The organism is Streptomyces sp. NPDC087906, assembly GCF_055584925.1.
This window is the reverse complement of record NZ_JBVJLC010000010.1, coordinates 197,108-214,920: the sequence shown is the minus strand read 5'-3', so window position 1 is coordinate 214,920 and position 17,813 is coordinate 197,108. Positions and strand designations below refer to the sequence as shown.

At 67.1% G+C, this 17,813-nt stretch carries 14 protein-coding genes and 2 pseudogenes; 10 read left to right on the top strand and 6 right to left on the bottom strand.

Annotated elements, in window-relative coordinates:
• Window positions 1-14: 14 nt before the first annotated feature.
• Both ACZ63I_RS26750 and ygfZ read left to right on the top strand, forming a co-directional pair.
• On the top strand, window positions 15-461 hold the full coding sequence (locus tag ACZ63I_RS26750; RefSeq protein WP_469341584.1) for a Fur family transcriptional regulator: 447 nt from the start codon (window positions 15-17) through the stop codon (window positions 459-461).
• Between the two features lie 134 nt (window positions 462-595).
• Window positions 596-1,561, top strand: a complete 966-nt coding sequence (ygfZ, locus tag ACZ63I_RS26745) for a CAF17-like 4Fe-4S cluster assembly/insertion protein YgfZ (RefSeq protein WP_469341583.1) — start codon at window positions 596-598, stop codon at window positions 1,559-1,561.
• Window positions 1,562-1,605: 44 nt separating this feature from the next.
• On the opposite strand, the gene dtd is transcribed toward ygfZ, so the two are convergent.
• Window positions 1,606-2,043, bottom strand: coding sequence for a D-aminoacyl-tRNA deacylase (gene dtd / locus ACZ63I_RS26740; protein ID WP_469341581.1), 438 nt, complete (start codon window positions 2,041-2,043; stop codon window positions 1,606-1,608).
• 143 nt (window positions 2,044-2,186) lie between these two features.
• Here dtd and ACZ63I_RS26735 point away from each other — a divergent pair, with 143 nt between their 5' ends.
• From ACZ63I_RS26735 to ACZ63I_RS26715, 5 genes are all read left to right on the top strand, one after another.
• Window positions 2,187-2,966, top strand: a complete 780-nt coding sequence (locus ACZ63I_RS26735) for an RsiG family protein (protein ID WP_469341579.1) — start codon at window positions 2,187-2,189, stop codon at window positions 2,964-2,966.
• A gap of 128 nt (window positions 2,967-3,094) precedes the next feature.
• On the top strand, window positions 3,095-4,108 hold the full coding sequence (locus ACZ63I_RS26730; RefSeq protein ID WP_469341578.1) for an asparaginase: 1,014 nt from the start codon (window positions 3,095-3,097) through the stop codon (window positions 4,106-4,108).
• A gap of 192 nt (window positions 4,109-4,300) precedes the next feature.
• Window positions 4,301-5,542 (top strand): GNAT family N-acetyltransferase, encoded by a 1,242-nt coding sequence (locus ACZ63I_RS26725; RefSeq protein ID WP_469341577.1) that lies wholly within the window; start codon window positions 4,301-4,303, stop codon window positions 5,540-5,542.
• 144 nt (window positions 5,543-5,686) lie between these two features.
• Window positions 5,687-6,766 (top strand): hypothetical protein, encoded by a 1,080-nt coding sequence (locus ACZ63I_RS26720; protein WP_469341575.1) that lies wholly within the window; start codon window positions 5,687-5,689, stop codon window positions 6,764-6,766.
• Between the two features lie 160 nt (window positions 6,767-6,926).
• Complete coding sequence (locus ACZ63I_RS26715) at window positions 6,927-10,181, top strand: type ISP restriction/modification enzyme (RefSeq protein WP_469341574.1); 3,255 nt, start codon at window positions 6,927-6,929, stop codon at window positions 10,179-10,181.
• A gap of 11 nt (window positions 10,182-10,192) precedes the next feature.
• Here ACZ63I_RS26715 and ACZ63I_RS26710 read toward each other — a convergent pair whose 3' ends face one another.
• Window positions 10,193-10,450 carry a hypothetical protein gene (locus ACZ63I_RS26710; protein ID WP_469341573.1) on the bottom strand — a complete coding sequence of 86 codons (258 nt, stop codon included), beginning with the start codon at window positions 10,448-10,450 and terminating at the stop codon, window positions 10,193-10,195.
• Between the two features lie 462 nt (window positions 10,451-10,912).
• On the opposite strand from ACZ63I_RS26710, the gene ACZ63I_RS26705 reads away from it, so the two are divergent.
• Window positions 10,913-12,556 (top strand): restriction endonuclease fold toxin-2 domain-containing protein, encoded by a 1,644-nt coding sequence (locus ACZ63I_RS26705; RefSeq protein WP_469341571.1) that lies wholly within the window; start codon window positions 10,913-10,915, stop codon window positions 12,554-12,556.
• Between the two features lie 15 nt (window positions 12,557-12,571).
• On the top strand, window positions 12,572-13,027 hold the full coding sequence (locus ACZ63I_RS26700) for a hypothetical protein (protein WP_469341570.1): 456 nt from the start codon (window positions 12,572-12,574) through the stop codon (window positions 13,025-13,027).
• 400 nt (window positions 13,028-13,427) lie between these two features.
• On the opposite strand, the gene ACZ63I_RS26695 is transcribed toward ACZ63I_RS26700, so the two are convergent.
• From ACZ63I_RS26695 to ACZ63I_RS26680, 4 genes and pseudogenes are all read right to left on the bottom strand, one after another.
• The gene (locus tag ACZ63I_RS26695) at window positions 13,428-14,684 is read right to left on the bottom strand and encodes a hypothetical protein (RefSeq protein ID WP_469341569.1); all 1,257 of its coding nucleotides are present in this window, start codon (window positions 14,682-14,684) and stop codon (window positions 13,428-13,430) included.
• Window positions 14,685-14,763: 79 nt separating this feature from the next.
• Window positions 14,764-15,305, bottom strand: a pseudogene (locus ACZ63I_RS26690) (type I restriction enzyme endonuclease domain-containing protein); the annotation flags it as partial.
• Window positions 15,196-16,059 (bottom strand): type I restriction enzyme subunit R domain-containing protein, encoded by an 864-nt coding sequence (locus ACZ63I_RS26685; RefSeq protein WP_469341567.1) that lies wholly within the window; start codon window positions 16,057-16,059, stop codon window positions 15,196-15,198. The pseudogene ACZ63I_RS26690 and the gene ACZ63I_RS26685, both read right to left, overlap by 110 nt.
• A 27-nt stretch (window positions 16,060-16,086) precedes the next feature.
• Window positions 16,087-16,728: a hypothetical protein gene (locus ACZ63I_RS26680; protein ID WP_469341566.1), complete on the bottom strand. Its 642-nt coding sequence runs from the start codon at window positions 16,726-16,728 to the stop codon at window positions 16,087-16,089.
• Here ACZ63I_RS26680 and ACZ63I_RS26675 point away from each other — a divergent pair.
• Window positions 16,711-17,584, top strand: a pseudogene (locus tag ACZ63I_RS26675) (3'-5' exonuclease); the annotation flags it as partial. The gene ACZ63I_RS26680 and the pseudogene ACZ63I_RS26675 overlap by 18 nt on opposite strands.
• Window positions 17,585-17,813: the final 229 nt, after the last annotated feature.

The following is a 17,813-nucleotide window of genomic DNA, read 5'->3' as shown; positions in this document are numbered from 1 at the left end:
CCTACACTGGGGGCGTGGTGAGCATCGACTGGAAGAGCGACCTGCGACAGCGCGGCTACCGACTGACGCCCCAGCGCCAGCTCGTCCTCGAAGCCGTCGACTCACTGGAACACGCGACGCCCGACGACATCCTCTGCGAGGTGCGCAAGACGGCGTCGGGCGTGAACATCTCCACCGTGTACCGGACGCTGGAGCTGCTGGAGGAGCTGGAGCTGGTCTCCCACGCCCATCTGGGCCACGGAGCGCCGACGTACCACCTCGCCGACCGGCACCACCACATCCACCTCGTCTGCCGCGACTGCGGGAACGTGATCGAGGCGGACACCGAGGTCGCCGCCGAGTTCGCGGAGAAGCTGCGCGGGGACTTCGGCTTCACGACCGACATGAAGCACTTCGCGATCTTCGGCCGCTGCCGCGACTGCACCGCTCGCGCCGCCCGCACGGCACGCGGCGAGTCGTAGGCGCACGCGCGGAGTCGTAGGGCCGGCACGCGGCGAGTCGTAGGCCGCCGCGCCGAGTCGTAGGCCGCCCGCGCCGAGTCGGAAGCCGCCCGCGCCGAGTCGTAAGCCGCACGTGGAGTCGTACGCTGATAAGCATGAAGAGCCCTCTGCTGTCGCTGCCCGGAGCTGTCGCCGCCGAAGGACAGGACGAAGGTGTCGCCGCCCACTACGGCGATCTGTTCCGTGAACAGCGCGCCCTTGCCGACGGCAAGGGTCTCGTCGACCTCTCGCACCACGGAGTCGTGACCGTCACCGGCGCCGACCGGCTGAGCTGGCTGCATCTGCTGCTCACACAGCACGTCAGCGAGCTGCCCGCAGGACAGGCGACCGAGGCGCTGATCCTCTCCGCCAACGGCCACATCGAGCACGCGCTGTACCTCGTGGACGACGGCGAGACGGTGTGGATCCATGTCGAGCCCGGGACGCAGGAGGCGCTGATCGCCTACCTGGAGTCGATGAAGTTCTACTACCGCGTCGAGGTCGCCGACCGCACCGCGGACTTCGCCGTCGTCCATCTGCCCGCCGGGTCCATCGCGGAGGCGCCGGACGGCGTCGTCGTACGGGAGACCCCGTACGGCCGCGATCTCTTCCTGCCGCGCGCCGACCTCGAAACGTACGCGGCGGCGCACGGCCCGCTCGCCGGGACGCTCGCCTACGAGGCGCTGCGCGTCGAGGGCCACCGGCCGCGCGTCGGCTTCGAGACGGACCACCGGACCATCCCGCACGAGCTGGGCTGGCTCGGCACCGCCGTCCATCTGGACAAGGGCTGCTACCGGGGCCAGGAGACCGTGGCGCGGGTGCAGAACCTGGGGAAGCCGCCGCGCCGGCTGGTCTTCCTGCACCTGGACGGCAGCGACGTCCACCTCCCGGGCCACGGCACGCCCGTACGGCTCGCCGCCGATGGCGAGGACGGCCGCCAGCTCGGCTTCATCACGACGTCCGCCCGCCACCACGAGCTGGGACCGATCGCGCTGGCGCTGGTGAAGCGCAACGTGCCGCTGGACGCCGAGCTGATGGCGGGGGACACGGCGGCGGCGCAGGAGTCGGTCGTCGAGGTCTGAGCGGACCGCGACGACGGCGACCGCCGGGCGTTACATCCCGATCGTCACATCTCCAGTTGCACCGTGAACGGGCCGTGATTCGTGAGCGAGACGCGCATGTCCGCCCCGAACCGGCCCGTTTCGACGTGCGCGCCCAGCGCCCTGAGCTGCGCCACCACCTCGTCCACCAGCGGCTCGGCGACGGCTCCCGGCGCCGCGGCGTTCCAGGTGGGGCGGCGGCCCTTGCGGGCGTCCCCGTAGAGAGTGAACTGCGAAATCACCAGGAGCGGGGCGTTCACCTCCGAACAGGACTTCTCGCCCTCCAGCATCCGTATCGACCAGAGCTTGCGGGCAAGCTGCGCCGCCTTCTCCTCGGTGTCCTCGTGGGTGACTCCCACCAGCACACACAGTCCTTCGCCGATGATCTCGCCGACGGTTTCCGTCCCGGATCCGGTCACGACGGCGACGCTCGCGCCGTCGACTCTCTGCACCACAGCTCGCATACGGACCAACCTATCCGGGGCCGAACGGGTGCAGAGTGCCCGCACGGGCAGCCGCATGAGTGGCACGATGCAGGGAGGCGGTGCGCTCGCGCACCGGTCGAGGGATGGGGGTCTCCCCAGCGGAGTGAGGGGAAGCACGCGCGATGAGCACATCTGGAGCCGGGCAGTCGCCCGGTCCCGTACCGACGACCCGTACGACGATGGGGACCGGCAGCAGCCCCGCCCTCCCGGGCGAGGCGGGCGGGTCGCGACCGCCGGCGCAGCGGCAGCGGACGGGCGGCGACACCGGCCAGGACGGCGCGGCGCCGGCCGGCAGGCCCGTCGCATCGGCCGGTGAGCCCGTCGCGCCGACCGGCAAGTCCGCCGGGCTGACCGCTCTCGCCGCGCTGCCGGCGCCGACCGACCCGCTCCCGTACGACTTCACCGAGCTGGGCCTGCCCGAACTGCGCATGCTGCGCAGGGACTCGCAGCGCGACGAGGCCGATCTCAGCTATCTGCGGCGGCTGTTGCAGGGGCGCATCGACATTCTGCGCGCCGAGCTGTCGCGCCGTAACGCCCCGGAGTCCCTGCCGACCGCCGGCAACCCGGCGCTGCTGGAGACCCCCGTGGTGGACCGGCTCTCCGAGATCCTCACCGACGCGCCCTCGCGCCACCGCTCGTCCGCCCGGCATCTCACCCTGTCCACGCCGCGCAGCGCGGAGTGCCGGCAGTTGGCGGCCGAGACGCTCGCCGAGGTGGAGCTGTCGGATCTGGACGCGCGGACGAGCGAGGAGCTGCACGCCGCGATGGGCCGGCTGGTGCGGCACGAGCGGCAGATCTCCCGCCGCAGGCACCTGCTGCAACGGACGGTCGACGATTGCAGCGCGGAGATCACCCGCAGGTACCGTGTGGGAGAAGCGCAGGTGGACGACCTGCTCACCTAGGGTCTCCCGGTTGGATCAGCCCGGATCGGGCGGATCGACCCGGATGAGCCCGGATCGGGCCTGATCGGCCCGGACCGGGGTCGGGCGGGGGTCCCCAGGCCCCAGCACTCCCGGAAGGCCGACCGACCATGACGACCCACCAAGCCCGCACCGCCCGTACCGCCCGCACCGCGCACAGCGCACACACCGCGCACACCGCTCCCGTCCTGCCGGTCCTGGCCGAGGTCGTACGGTCCGGCTTCGTGGAGGGCCACCACCGAGGCTCGCTGGTGCTGCTCGCCGCCGACGGGGGTGTGGAGTTCGCGCTCGGCGACCCCGGCGTACCGGTCTTCCCGCGGTCCAGCAACAAGCCGATGCAGGCGGCCGCGGTGCTGCGGGCGGGGCTCGATCTGTCGGGGGAGCGGCTCGCGCTGGCCTCGGCGAGCCATTCGGGCGAGGAGTTCCACCTCGCTCTCGTCCGTACGATGCTCGCCGAGCACGGGCTGACGGAGGACGATCTGCAGACGCCGCCCGACCTGCCGCTGGACCGGGAGGCGGCCGAGGCGTATCTCGCCGCGGGGCACGAGCGGGCCAGGATCGCCATGAACTGCTCGGGCAAGCACACGGCGATGCTCGCCGCCTGCCTGCTGAACGGCTGGCCGACGGCCACGTACCTCGACCCGGACCACCCGCTCCAGCGGCTGGTCCGTACGGTCGTGGAGGAGACGTCGGGCGAGGAGGTCGCGGCTGTCGGTACCGACGGCTGCGGCGCCCCGCTGATGGCGCTCAGCCTCACCGGACTCGCCCGCGCCTTCCGGCACTTCGTGCAGACCGACGCCGGTACGGCCGAGGGCCGGGTGGCCGCCGCCATGCGCGCGCACCCCGAGTACGTGGCGGGTACGCGCCGCTCGGACACGTGGCTGATGCGGGGGCTGCCGGGCGCGCTGTCCAAGAACGGCGCTGAGGCGGTCCAGGCGGTCGCGCTGGCCGACGGCCGGACGGTGGCCTTCAAGATCGACGACGGCGGCGGGCGGGCGGTGGGCCCGGTGCTGGCGCGGGCGCTGCGGATGCTGGGCGAGGACGACGAGGTGCTGGAGCGGATCGGCCGGGCGCCGGTGCTGGGCGGCGGCGCGGAGGTGGGCGAGGTGCGGGCGGCGTTCTGACCGTGCCGCCTCACACGGCCTCCGACCGGCGCGTCTGACCCGGCCTCCCACCGGCGCGCGGGGCCTCCGACCGGCGCGTCTGACCCGGCCTCCCACCGGCGCGCGGGGCCTCCGACCGGCGCGTCTCACACAGCCTGCCACCGGCGGAAAACCGAATGCGCGCTCGGACGGGCTTCGCCTAGCGTGGCGGGCATGAGCCTTGAGGTCCGTACGGTCACCGAATCCGAGATCCCCGACTGGCTGCGTGCGCTGGACACCGGATTCCTGCGGCCGCCGGTGGCGTCCGAGGAGGCGGCGGCGGCCAGGCTCGCGTACGGCGACCTGGCGCGGACGCGCGGCGCGTTCGACGACGGGCGGTGCGTCGCGACGTTCCGCTCGTTCGACCAGGAGCTGACGGTGGTGGGCGGCGCCGCGCTGGCGGCCGACGCGATCTCGAACGTGACGGTCTCGCCCACCCACCGCAGGCGCGGGCTGCTCAGCCGCATGATGGCCGACGACCAGGCGCAGGCGAAGGAGCGCGGTGACGCCATCTCGACGCTGATCGCCGCCGAGTACCCGATCTACGGCCGCTACGGCTTCGGCCCGGCCGCCTCGATCACCGAGTGGAGCATCGACGTGCCGCGCGCGGGGCTCGACCCGCGCTGGTCGGGCCCCGACGACGGCGGCAGGATCGATCTGGTCGACGCCGCCGACGTACGCAAGCTCGGGCCGGAGTTCCACGACCGCTTCCGCGCGGCGCAGCCGGGCGCCATCAGCCTCGACGACCTGTGGTGGAAGGTGCACACGGGCCAGGACCCGTTCGGGCGCCCCTGGACCGAGCCGTTCTACGCGGTGTACCGCTCGGCGGCGGGCGAGGTGGAGGGGCTGGCGGCGTACACCGCCGACGCCGAGTGGGGCGATGCGAAGCAGCCCCTGAACACCGTGAGCGTCCGGCGCCTGGTCGGCCTGACCCCGGCAGCGGACCGCGCGCTGTGGCGGTTCATCTGCGCCATCGACTGGGTCAACACGGTCCGCACCGGCCGCCGCGCCACCGACGACCTGCTCCCGTACTTCCTCCCCGACCCGCGCGCCGCGAAGGTCGTCACACAGGCGGACTTCCTCTGGGTGCGGCTCCTCGACGTCCCGCGCGCCCTGGAGGCCCGTACGTACGCCACGTCGGCCACCCTCACCCTGGAGGTCCAGGACAAGACGGGCCTGGCAGCGGGCCGCTTCCGCCTGGACGCCACCCCGCAGGGCGCGAGCTGCACACCGACGACAGGGTCGGCCGATCTCACCCTGGACGTGAGGGAGTTGGGGTCGCTCTACCTGGGTGAGGAGTCGGCACTGCGACTGAGCGCGCTGGGCGCGCTGACGGAAGACACCCCAGGCGCGGCGACAACAGCGGAACACCTCTTCCGCACTCCCCGCCGCCCCTGGTGCCCGGACATCTTCTGAGCGGGCAACCCGAAACGTAGCTGACGGGCAGTCAGTTTGCCTGTCGTCGGGGAGGCGTTGGACCCGTCCCGCGGCCTGCAGATGGTCGAGCAGCGGTATCGCCTGGGGTGCAGCCGCAGTGATTGATAGTCATATGATCGGAGTGTGGGAATTGCTGACGTCACGCGTGAGTACATGCTGCCGACCCAATCAGGGCAGGCGCCCGCCGACTCACCCTTCAGGACGCGTCTGTTGGTCTCTCCTGCGTTCGGCAAGCCCGAGTCGCGGCAGCACTGGAAGGACACGCTGGACCAGCCGGTGCTGTTCACCGAGTCCAAGTACGCCGAGAGGCTGACGGCCGGCCAGCTGGATCGACTGACGCAGCTCCACCCGGAAGGCGAGGCCCGCTTCTGGGGTGCCAGGGCCAGCCATGACGGCAAGATGGCGGAAGTCGCCACAGGGGACGTGGTGTTCTTCACCGGGAAGAATCACGTGCGTGCCATCGGTGAGATCGGGGCGATTTTCCGGAACGGCTCCTTCGCCGACGCGATGTGGCCGCCGAAGCCGGGTGGCGAGAGCTGGCATACGGTCTACAGCTTGCGCCAGTTCGTATCGGCGGACATTCCGTACACCACGTTGAGTGCTCTCCTCGGCTACAAGGCCAACTTCAAGTACCCAGGGCAGTTAGTGCTGTCCGGGGAGCAAGCCCAAGCAGGAATCGACGGTCTGCTCATCACCACCAGGACCGCACTGGAAATGGCCGGGGCCACGGCACCGTCTGACCCTGTCCGTGAGCTACCCCTGGAGCGACAGCACACTCGCTCCACGACGATCGAGCGTGCCGCTCAACAGTTGCTCTTCAACCGGGACGAATCGGCGCTGGTCATCGAATTCTGTCGTACCCTCACCGACACCACGGCGACACGCCGGTCCAGTGCGGCAGGCATCTGCGACATCTTTTTGACTGGTCCCGAGGGACGTGAACTCATCGAGGCGAAGTCCCGGACCGATCGCGGCTACGTGCGCGAGGCATTGGCTCAACTCCTCGACTACGCGCGGTACGTGCCGGAGCGGATCGACCGCCTTTCAGCGCTCTTCCCCCTCCCACTCAAGGCAAAGGAACGCGAGCTGCTGCATCACTACGGGATCGACATCATCCAGCGGGTTGCCCCAGGCAGCTTCGAACGAGTCGCCGCCCCCGCCGAGGCGCGCGAGCAGATGCGTGGTCTGTGGGAGCGAAGTTGATCATTTCGGCGAACGCCACCCGGTATGCGTGATGTTCGCTGTCCGTCTTCCGCAGCTGACTTCAGGTAGTTAAGATCAGCGCCCTGGCTCGATCCTTGGGGGGAAGATGTCAGGGGGGTTAGATGGCTGGTTGCTTGCTGCCGTCGCGGAGTTCGGACGTGTGTCCAAGCTCAAACTGTCGGGGGGCGGAAGCCCTGAAGCCGCCATTCGCGCACCACTTGAGGCCCTTCTCCAAGCCGTAGGCGACCACCATCGGCAGCCAGAGGTCACCTGGCACGATGAGTACCGTCTTGCTGACCTCGGGGTACGCCCCGACTACGCCATCCGTGCCGGCGGAGAGCTGACCGGCTACATCGAACTCAAGAAGCCTGGGCTGTCGGTTGATCCCGACACCTTCAGAGGAAGCAACCGCGAGCAGTGGGAAAAGCTGCGGAACCTTCCGAACCTGCTGTACTCCAACGGAACAGAGTGGCGGCTCTTCCGCGACGGTCGGCAACTCGGTGACACGGTACTCTTCGTCGGATCCTTGAAAACTGCCGGCGACAAGCTCATTCCGGCTGATCCGGCTGCTTTCGACGCCTTGCTGAAGACCTTCCTGCTCTGGAAGCCTCCGCGCATCTCACAAGTCGCCCGGCTCGTACAGCATGTCGCGCCGCTGTGCCGTTTGCTGCGTACAGCCGTTCTCGAACAACTCGACGCCGAGGCCAAGTCATCCAGTCGGGATGACAACGTCCGCGCCCGGCCGTTCACCGGCCTGAAGAACGATTGGCGCCGGATGCTGTTCCCGTCCGCTGACGACAACACGTTCGCGGACGGTTACGCCCAGGCAGTCACCTTCGCCCTACTGTTGGCCCGCTCTGAAAACGTCTTGGTAGAGGGGGCGAGCCTCCACGACATCGGTCGCCTTCTCGATGCCGATCACGCGCTCATGGGCAAGGCACTGCAACTCCTCACCGACAATGTGAACGATCGGTTCACCGTCGCTCTTGAGTTGCTCCAGCGCACCATCACGAAGGTGGACTGGCCGGCCATACGCGCCGGAAACAAGGACGCATACCTGCATCTGTACGAGCACTTCCTCACCGTGTACGACCCGGCTCTGCGGCAGAAGAGCGGCTCCTACTACACGCCGCACGAGGTCGTCGAGGAGATGGTCCGTCTCACTGAGGATGTTCTGCGGACCCGGTTGGGGCAGGCCCGCGGCTTCGGCGAGGAGGCCGTACGGATAGTGGACCCGGCCATGGGCACGGGCACCTACCTTCACACCATCATTGAGCGTGTCGCGGCGCAGGCCGCAGAGCGTCACGGGCCCGCGATGGCGTGCGACGCCATATCGAGGCTTGCCTCTCGCCTGTACGGCTTCGAACTGCAGATGGGCCCGTTCGCCGTCGCGGAATTACGTGCCTCGGAGCTCCTCAAGCGGTACGAATCACCTTTGCCCGATGGGGGACTCAATCTCTTTGTCACCGACACGCTGGACAACCCGTTCGCAGAGGACGAGTACCTGGCGTCCACGTACGGCGCTCTGTCCGATTCCCGCAGGCGTGCCAACAGTGTGAAGGCGAACACCCCGGTAACCGTCGTCATCGCCAATCCTCCCTACGACGACAAGGCAGAGGACCGTGGCGGCTGGGTCGAGAAACGGAGCGCCAAAGGGGACGTGCCTCTGCTCGACGCCTTTCGTCACCCGGGCAACGGACGCTACGAACACGTACTCAAGAACATGTACGTCTACTTCTGGCGCTGGGCCACGTGGAAAGTCTTCGACGCGCATGAGCAGGATCGCCACGGCGTCGTTTGTTTCATCACGCCTTCCGGTTGGGCGACCGGACCTGGCGGCCGAGGCATGCGCGAGTACCTTCGGCAAACGTGCGACGAGGGCTGGATCATCAACCTCTCGCCGGAAGGACAGCGGCCGGACGTCGCCACGCGCCTCTTTCCCGTGGTCGCCCAGCCACTGGCCATCTCCATCTTCGTGCGCAAGGCCGGCGTCGACAGGGGCGACGACCACCGAGCGAAAGTTCACTACCGGGCACTTGAGGGCCGGCGTGCCGACAAGTTCCAGCAACTCCGCCTGATCCGTTTGGACGATGGAGGCTGGCGCGATGCGCATACCCAAGGCGTACGGCCCTTCACTCCGCAAACCCAGTCGGGTTGGGAGGACTTCCCAGCGCTGGACGACCTCTTCCCCTGGGGTACTCCAGGGACCAAGTCGAACCGCTCCTGGGTGAGCGATCCGTCCGCCGAGATCTTGCGTAGGCGCTGGACAACGCTGATACGCGAGAACGATCCAGAGGAAAAGGCCAGACTGTTCAAAGAGACTCGTGATCTCAGCCTGACATCAGATCGAGCGCCGTTACCTGGTCATTCCGCTCATCATGGTCCGATCGCCCGGGAGACATCCTTACGCCCCGAACTCATACGAATGGCGTTGCGGAGCTTCGACAGACAATGGCTGATCGCGGACAATCGTGTACTCGACTACCCGCGCCCCGATCTCTGGGACTCGCTTCGGGACGGGCAGTTCTTTCTCAACCAGCAGTCGTCACACGAGATTCGATCCGGACCTGCCGTTGTCGCAACCCACCTCGTCCCTGACACGCACCACTTCAACGGCCGCGGCGGACGGATCATGCCCGTCCTGCATCCCGATGGCTCCCCCAACGTGTCGCCAGGTCTGCTGAACCACTTGGCTCGTTCCTTGGGAGAGGAGGTCACCGCCCCTCAGCTTGCCGCCTACATCCTGGCCGTTGCCGGACAGAGCGCGTTCACCGAGCGATTCGCCGAGGAACTGCTCACGCCCGGCGTTCGAATACCCCTGACCCTGAACCGGGTGCTATGGCACCGCGCTGTCGCCCTGGGCAAGGAGATTCTGTGGGCTTCGACCTACGGAGAGCGCTGCGCCGACCCAGGCGGCGGGAGACCCGGCGGGAAGGTCGAGTTCGTACCGGGGGACAGCCGGCAGGTCCGCTATCTCACTCCCATCGGTAGCAGAGTCCCGGATCGGCTGAGCTATGACGCTACGGCACAAACGCTCAACGTGGGTGCCGGGTCGTTCGCTCCTGTGCCCGAAGCCGTGTGGGCCTACGAGGTCGGCGGCATGCGGATCGTCACGAAGTGGTTCGGCTATCGCAAGGCCAGTCCCACCAGTAAGCGCACAAGCCCGCTGGACGACATCCATGCTGACAACTGGCCGTATGAGTGGACGACCGAGTTGATCGAGCTGCTCTCCGTCCTACGCCGTCTTACCGACTCCGCCCTCGAGCAGAGTGAACTCACCGAAGAAATCCTGGCTGCTCCCGTCTTGACGCAGAGGGACTTGACGGCGGCCGGAGTTCTGCCGGTGTCCGTTGCCAGTCGCAGGGCACGGCGACTGGGAACTGATGCGCTGTTCACCGAACAGGACGTGACCTGAGCAGGCCAACCTCACACTGGATCACCAAGGCTGGCCTGCGCCTCTGCGAAGGAGCTGGTTCCGTCGGCCAGCCGACGTACTGCCTGAGCAAATCGGGGCGCCAGCGCCCGGTGCAGCTCGGCCAGTTGCGCGACTTCGCCCAGCCGTTCCCTGGACGACTCGAAAAGAGCCCGATACTGGATCGCTGCTCCGAGATCGGTGATCAGGAGACAACCGTCTTGCCGCGCGATGAGCCTCAACCAGATCAGCTCGGGAAGATCGGCACGCACCTGATCAGGATCGAGACCGTGGGGGAGAACGGCTCGGGCGGAAAGCCGACGGTCGCTGGGATCGGGGAGAGTCCCGGACACCAACCGTGCGAGTAGTCGCCACTGCGTATCCGTGAGATCCACGTGGGGTAGAGGGGCGGGGGAGTGCATGACGTCATGCCTAGCACATGGCACTGACACCCCTACGCAGTCTTCGAGACCAGGGTCGGAGTCGGTCCTCCCTCAGGGAAACCGACCCTGGACTGGTGCTTTGGCCGAGAAGCACGGGGGTGCTCCGGAGTCGACTTGGCCCGGTGTATCGACGACCTTCGGCCAGCATTCGCGCCGAACCCCAGCCATCTCGGCCAATGCTCCGAACCACGCCCTGAACCCCTCGCACACACAACCGACGGTGGGATAGAACGGCGAGGTGGATGGGGGAGAGTTCGTGCTTGCAAAGACGAATCACGGGAGGGGACGCTCATGAGCGGTGGGCTGGCGCCTGATGTGAAAGTGATCGCCGAAGGCATGATCCGTAGCGCCATGGGGTTGGCGACCGATGTCATGAGGGGCGCCCGGGACACCGCGATTGCGCTGTCCCACGAGTTGGACCGGCAGAACGGGATGGCTGGTGATGACGACGCGGGACGCGACTTCGCGAAGGTGTACAAGTCCGCGTCGGCGACCACACTCGACCAGATGGGATTCAGTTCCTACGTACTGGGTGAGTCGGGCAGAGGCCTGATGCGCAATGCCCGTGAGTTCATGGCGCAGGAGAGCCGCGTCGTCGCGTCCATCATCGGTAAACAGGCCGACCTGACGGCCGGCATGGGCGACCCGGGTGAGGACTGTACGGAGAACTATCTGGGGCTCGGACAGCAACTGCCCGAAGTGGTGGGCGAGACGGCGTGGTACGACCAGTACGCGCCCGGCGGCCGGAGTGATCGTTTCCGGGGTTCGCCGGAGAAGCTGAGAGACGTGGCCGGTTCGTGGCGGCATGCCGGGACGCTGGTGCAGCGCTTCCTCGAAGACGCCCAGACCTACGCCTCGACAGCGGACAAGGCGCACTCTGGCGAGGCTGCGGATTCCTTCCGGACGTACTTCAAGAACTGTGTGGGGAACACGTGCCCTTCGGACCGGGCCCAGCAGGACGAACCCCTTGTGGTGAACCTGGTGGCAGCCTGTGCTCAACTGGCCAAAGCGTGCGATCGGTACGCCGACCACGTGGAAGCCGCCAAGGAAAAGATCGTTCAGCACCGAACGGAACTTTTCGAGATGGACATGCCCTGGGACCAGCCGATGTTCGGCGGGAACGGGTATGACGGCGGTCTGCGCGATGCCGTGCTCGGGGACCCTTGGATCCACCGGCTCGGAGAGGTCGCTCACGCTCTGGAAGCGTCGGAGGCCCGTATAAGGCTGCCGCACGGCTCGGACGATCCGCGGAGCCCCGGAATGCCCTTCCTCCCTCCGCTGATCCGCATACCCGTCCCCGTGCCCTTGGCGCTCGCGTCCTACCGAGGACAGGCACCGGCTCTGCTGCCTTTGGTCAATCCTGTTGATCCGGGCGTTCCGGTCGCTGACCCGATTCCGCCTGTGCCTGGTACGACCCGGTTGCTCACCACGGCCGAACAGCAGCAGTTCCGCACCTGGATGAACTCCCTCAACCGGGGCGGGCTGGCGGGCGGTGGAGGCCCGACCGATCCGGACAACGCGTACCAACTCCGTATCGCCGGCTATCCCGAGCGGGAGGTGCCGCTGGCCGGGAAAAAGCGTGGACTGATGGCGGACGGCATCCGCCCGGCAGACGGATATCTCGTTGAGGCCAAGCATGTGCGGGATCCGGACTGCAAGAAGAAGAGCTTCCGCTCTCTCGACCGAGTCGAGGGCACGCTGGCGAAGCCCGTCAAGGTGAACGGAAGAGGAGAGATCGCGTGGGACCCCGTCGTGGACGCCATGTACGGCGGTGACGAGAAGGAACTCGTACGCTACAAACAGGCCATGGCCAATCCTGCGAACGGCGAGATCCAGGGCCTGGAGATCGTCACGAACGGACAGGACAACGCTGCCTACTGGCAGTCAATGATGGCTATGACGGGTACGCCCGGCTCGACGCGATACGTGCCCTGAGACCGAGGAAAGACAGTGACCGCTGAGCGGAACATCCGGACCAACTTCGCCTTCTACCCGCCCGAGATGGACGGCGGAGCGTGGCAGGCCACCCTTGATTCCCTGGAGAGGGCGTTGCGGCAGGCGTTTCCCGAACTCACCGTGGAATACCGGAAGTCCGGAATCCATGACATGACCGCGCTCGATTTCGAAGTCGAGCTGGCACCGGACGTATGGGTGGACGGAACGGCCGCAATGCCCAGGCCCGACTACGCCTACATCACCCTCACCGACGTCACGGCCGACGATGCCGCCGCCTTCGCCGTCTGGCTCCGCGACTCCTTCGTCCCCGCCCCGAACCTCGTACGCTTCGCCAGCAGCCTGGCCATGGCCAACGGTGCTGACACTCCAAGGCCTTTGCCGGCCACGGGCGGCACCGAGGAGGTCACGGCCGCGCTGCGTGATTACCTCGACGCCATCGACACGCAGTAGCGGGGGCTGGCGCGTCTCCCGCGCTTAGTGCCGATGATGGCTGCGGAATGCTCAGGGAGTTTCTCCATCCATCTGCCGAGGTGCTCCCGTACGGCCCGCCGACGGAGGTTCGTACGGTGACGTCACCGAGCACACCGCTGGTGGCGCCTTCGAACTTGGGATGGTCCAGCTTCACCGACACGGCCGCCGTCAGCCCTAAGCAAGCACCGCTTCGAGCGTGTGGACCCGTCCGTCTCACTGCTGGCCTACTGACCACGCTAGACGCGTGCCGCCTCCCGCCGCATACCTCACGCCGCGGGAAGCCATGACGGCCACTCCGGCTCAGGTCGGACGGTGGTTCTTCTGGTGCAGGGCCGGCAGGAGGGCGCGTCAGTCGTCCGGCATACCGGATGGTCGACGCTCACTCAGTTTTCTTGTCGCTTTGCTCGTCGTTCCCGCGCAGACGACGCGCTCGCTCGGCGATACCGCTGGAGAGCTTGTTTTTCACCGAGTTGGCCCGATCGAGGGTCTCGTTGCCAAGGCTTACGGCAGCACCAACACCAGTTATTCCTTTTTCCAACGCTCTGTCCTTCACCTCCAGGGCAGCTTCCGTCCATCGCCTCGCCTCAGATGAGTCGCGACCGGACGCGATTCCGAGCCGCACGTGAAAGTCATGGACGCCGGTCGCGACCTGGTTGCTCGACTGGACCACAGCCGGGGATGTGGTCGGGTGCAGCAACACCTTCGCGTTGGCCACGCCAGCAGCGGCGTTCATCCTGGCCAGCAGACTTTCGGTGCTCCGCGCGATGTGCTCCAGCCGGCCCTGCCGGGCGGCCTTCAGGCCGAGGCGATGCCCGTTGAGCTCGTCGGGGGACGTGTCCAACACCCTGTCGAGTTCGAGTACAGCGACCGCGTCCTGCAACTGGAAACAGCGAGCCAGAACGGCGAGCCATTCTCGAACGATGCCCTCAGCCTCCTTGACCATCGTGGCGAGATCGCCGATCTTGGTCTGGCGCTCCATGTTCTCCGCGAGCGCGTCGAGTTGACGCAGCGCGTACGCTTGCGTCTCCGCGATCGTCGCCGGCGCGGCGTGCACCTTCGACCAAGTGACCGCGTCGACCCTGCCCCGCTTCTCTCGGATGGTCATGGCCTCCTCGATCACGAAGCCCACTCCGATCATGCGGGCCAACATAGCGTCCTTCTGCGCACGCAGTACGTCGTCGACCTTCTTGTCGATCGCGGCGAGATAGTCAGTGATCTCGTCCATGGTCTGTTGCATTGCAACCTGCGCCATGAACTTCCCGGCGTTGGCAAGAGTCGCCGGGTTGGACAAGAGCGATCGGGGCGCGTGCGTGAACTCGAGGAATCCCTTGATTTGCCCCTTCTGCCCCTTCAGTACACCCGTGCTGAGCCCCGTCTTCGCGCTCTCCCTCAGGCCATACTTCTTGAGAAGCAGGGCCGACTTCGGGGTCAGCTTCACCCAGTGAGCGGAGTTGGCGGCGATCTCCGATCCTGCCTCGGCGACTGCAGCACCCGTAGCGAAGACGGACTTGTACCATCGCGGTCCGAGGCTTTTGGACGGCAGTCCCTCCGAAGCGAGGAAGCTTTCGACATCCTTCACGCTCCCCATGACTGTCAGCCCATCTTCGTCGCTGATCAGCTGGATCTCGTTGTCCATGGTCCGCTCCTGCCAGTGGCTTCTCGCCGTCGAAGGTGGTCGGGGTTCGCTGCTCTTGCGTCGACGTGGCCGGGCGGGCTCAGCTGTCCGGCATACCGGTAGTGGCCCACTCGTCCGCGAAGTACTCCATCTGCTTCAAGACCAGCTTCACCGACTCCGCACGGCGGTCTGGCGGATAACCGTGGCGGGCCAGCAGGCGCTTGATGCGCTGTGGAGACCGGCACGGACCGGCTCGCGGGCGATCCAGTCCGGCTTGAGCTTCTTCTGGACCTCTGCGACGAGGTCACGGGCGATGCTCGCCAGGACCTCGTCGCCTATGAGCTCCTGAGCCGTGCCGTGCTCGGCCACAGCATCGTAGAAGGCGAGCTCGCGCCAGTTCAACGGCGGCTCGAACTTCTCGCCGCGCCGGGCGTCTTCGACCCCTTCCTTGACCATCTTGACCAGCTCGGTGATGAGTTCGGCACTCGTGTACTGCTGCCGCGTGTACCGGATCATCAGGTCCTGCAGACGGTCAGAGAAGGCCGTGCGGCGGACGATGTTGTGACGCGTGACCTCGCGCATCTTCTGGTCGATGAGCCGCCGCAGTGCCTCCGCCGCAAGGTGGGGAGTGTCGCTGCCCTGGAGCTTGGCGACGAGCGCGTCGTTGAGGTGCGTCAGGTCGGCCATCTCCAGGCCGGCCTCGGAGGTCCGATATCCCGCCGGTCCGGCGCCAGGTCGGGTGGTCCGGGAAACGCTCGCCAATATTCGTGGCGCTGGCGGTCAGCGCGTAGAAGCGCTCCGGGCGGTGGGAGTGCTCGCGAAAGCGCTGGCCGACGGTCTGGCGGGGGTCGTCCAGCTTCTCTGGGTCGTTGCCGGGGGTACGAGGGTTTCGGAGGTACTCGGCGACCCCGCCAGCGGCGTTGACGAATGCCTTCGCTGTCGGCTGTTCAAGACGGGCACGCCAGTTGAAGCCGCGCAGGATGTCGCTGAGGATGTCGTACTCGTTGTGCAGCTCGTCCAGCGCGCGGTCGAGGTCCTGGCCGAGGGTGCGATCCTCCTGGTCGGCGTCCGTGTACTCGGCGATCGCCTTCTGCAGGTTCTCCGTCAGCGGCGCGTAGCCGACAAGCGGACCGTCCTCCTTGCCGCGGAAGCGGCGGTTGACCCGGGCAAGGGCCTGCATCAGGTTGGCGCCCTTGAGCGGACGGTCCAGGTAGATGGTGTGGATCGGCGGGGCGTCGAAGCCGGTCAGCAGCCTGCTGTTGACGATGAGCAGCTCTAGCTCGTCGTCGGGGTCCTTGGCGCGGTTGATGACCGCCTTGCGCTGGCCGTCGGGCAGCGCGCGGTCAAGCAGGCGGTCCTCGTCCTTGCGGGAGTTCGAAGAGAAGACGATCTTCATCGCGCCCTTGGACGGCTCGTCGCTGTGTCACTCAGGCCGCAGCTCGCACAGAGCGTTGTAGACCCGGACACAGATCTCACCAGTCGCGCAGACGACCATCGCCTTGGTAGCCGCTCCGCCCTTCTCGGAGACTCCGACAAACGGCCGCATCCGGTCGCGCCGCTCCTCCCGGTGCGCCACCAGGTCCTCCGTGAGATCCCGGATGCGAGCCGACAAGCCGTACATAGCGCTCATCGTGGCGACAGCCGTCTCGACCCGGAGGCGCTCGGTGTCGTCGAGGCCATCGGTGATGCGGTCGGCCTCCTCGTCGATCTCCGTTGGGTCGACGTCTTTGTCGAGGATGAGCTTGATGAGGCGGCCCTCGTGGAAGACCTTGACCGTCGCGCCGTCGTCGGCGGCCCTCTTGAGGTCGATGTAACCGCCTAGGACCTGTCGAGTGTTGCGGTCGGCCTCGGAGATAGGCGTTCCGGTGAAGGCGAGGAGCGGGGCGTGCGGGAGGGCATCGCGCAGATGACGTGCGTAACCGTCAAGGTTGTCGTAGTGGCTGCGGGGGGCCTCGTCGACGACGACCACGATATTGCGCCGATCGGAGAGCAGCGGGCGGTCGGCCTCCGACTCCTTCTCCTCCTTGGTCCTGCCGAACTTCTGCAGGGTGGGGACCTGATTCACCGCGACGACGGCTCCGGCATGCGGTACGTGGCTCACCGCTACCGCCACATCATCGTTGACGAGGCCCAGGATCTGCGCCCCGCCCACTGGAAGACGCTCCGCGCCATGATGGCGCCGGGTTCCGACGACGACCTCTTCATCGTGGGCGACACCCACCAGCGCATCTACGACCAGCAGGTAACCCTCGGTACGGTCGGTGTCCACATCCGAGGGCGGTCCTCGCGTCTTACCTTCCGCTACCGCACCACCAAGGAAATTCCCTCCCGCGCCATGCGAGTTGTGGACTTCAAGAACACCCGCCCCTACGACGACCTCGACGACGGCTCCGACAATCTCGACGGCTACCGGTCTGTCCTGCGCGGCCCTGACCCGACGCTGGTCGCTTGCAACTCCTGGCAGGACGAACTTGCCCGGCTCGCTGATATCCTCACGGCTTGGCGGGAGGAGATAGCCACCGGCGCCGGTGGCAACGGCCCCCGCCGAGACCCACGAGGCAGTATTGCTGTCTGCGTCGCTGATCGGGACATGGTCAACCAGGTCATGTACTTCCTCGTCACCAAGGCCGGCATCAGTACGGCCGAGCTGACCAAGGATGGCCCCAAGGGCGACGGGGAAGTGCACGTCGGGACCATGCATCGCTTCAAAGGGCTTGAGTACCAACGCCTCGCGATCGTCGGTGCCCGCGACGGCCATCCCCCGTACCGGCGTCATGGACCGCTACCGGGAAACCGATCCCCTGCGCTACAAGCGGGAGGAACTCAGAGCTCGTTCACTCCTCTTCGTCGCGGCCACCCGTGCCCGCGACACCCTTTACATCAGTTGGCACGACAAGCCCAGCCCCTACCTATCGGTATGACCCCCATCAGACAACCAGACAGTCAAACCCGCACCCCGTACACGCCCACCCTGAGTGTGTCGGGCCGACCCGCGCGTACGGCGGCGGTGGTACTCGCTGACAGCGGATCATGCTGGTGTGTGCCTGCGCGGTCGTCGGAGCGAGGAACGGGAACCGTTCAAGACGATCTTGCGCGGGTGGTGGCGAAGGGAGGGTGGATGATCCTTATCCGGCCGCTAGGTTTGCCACT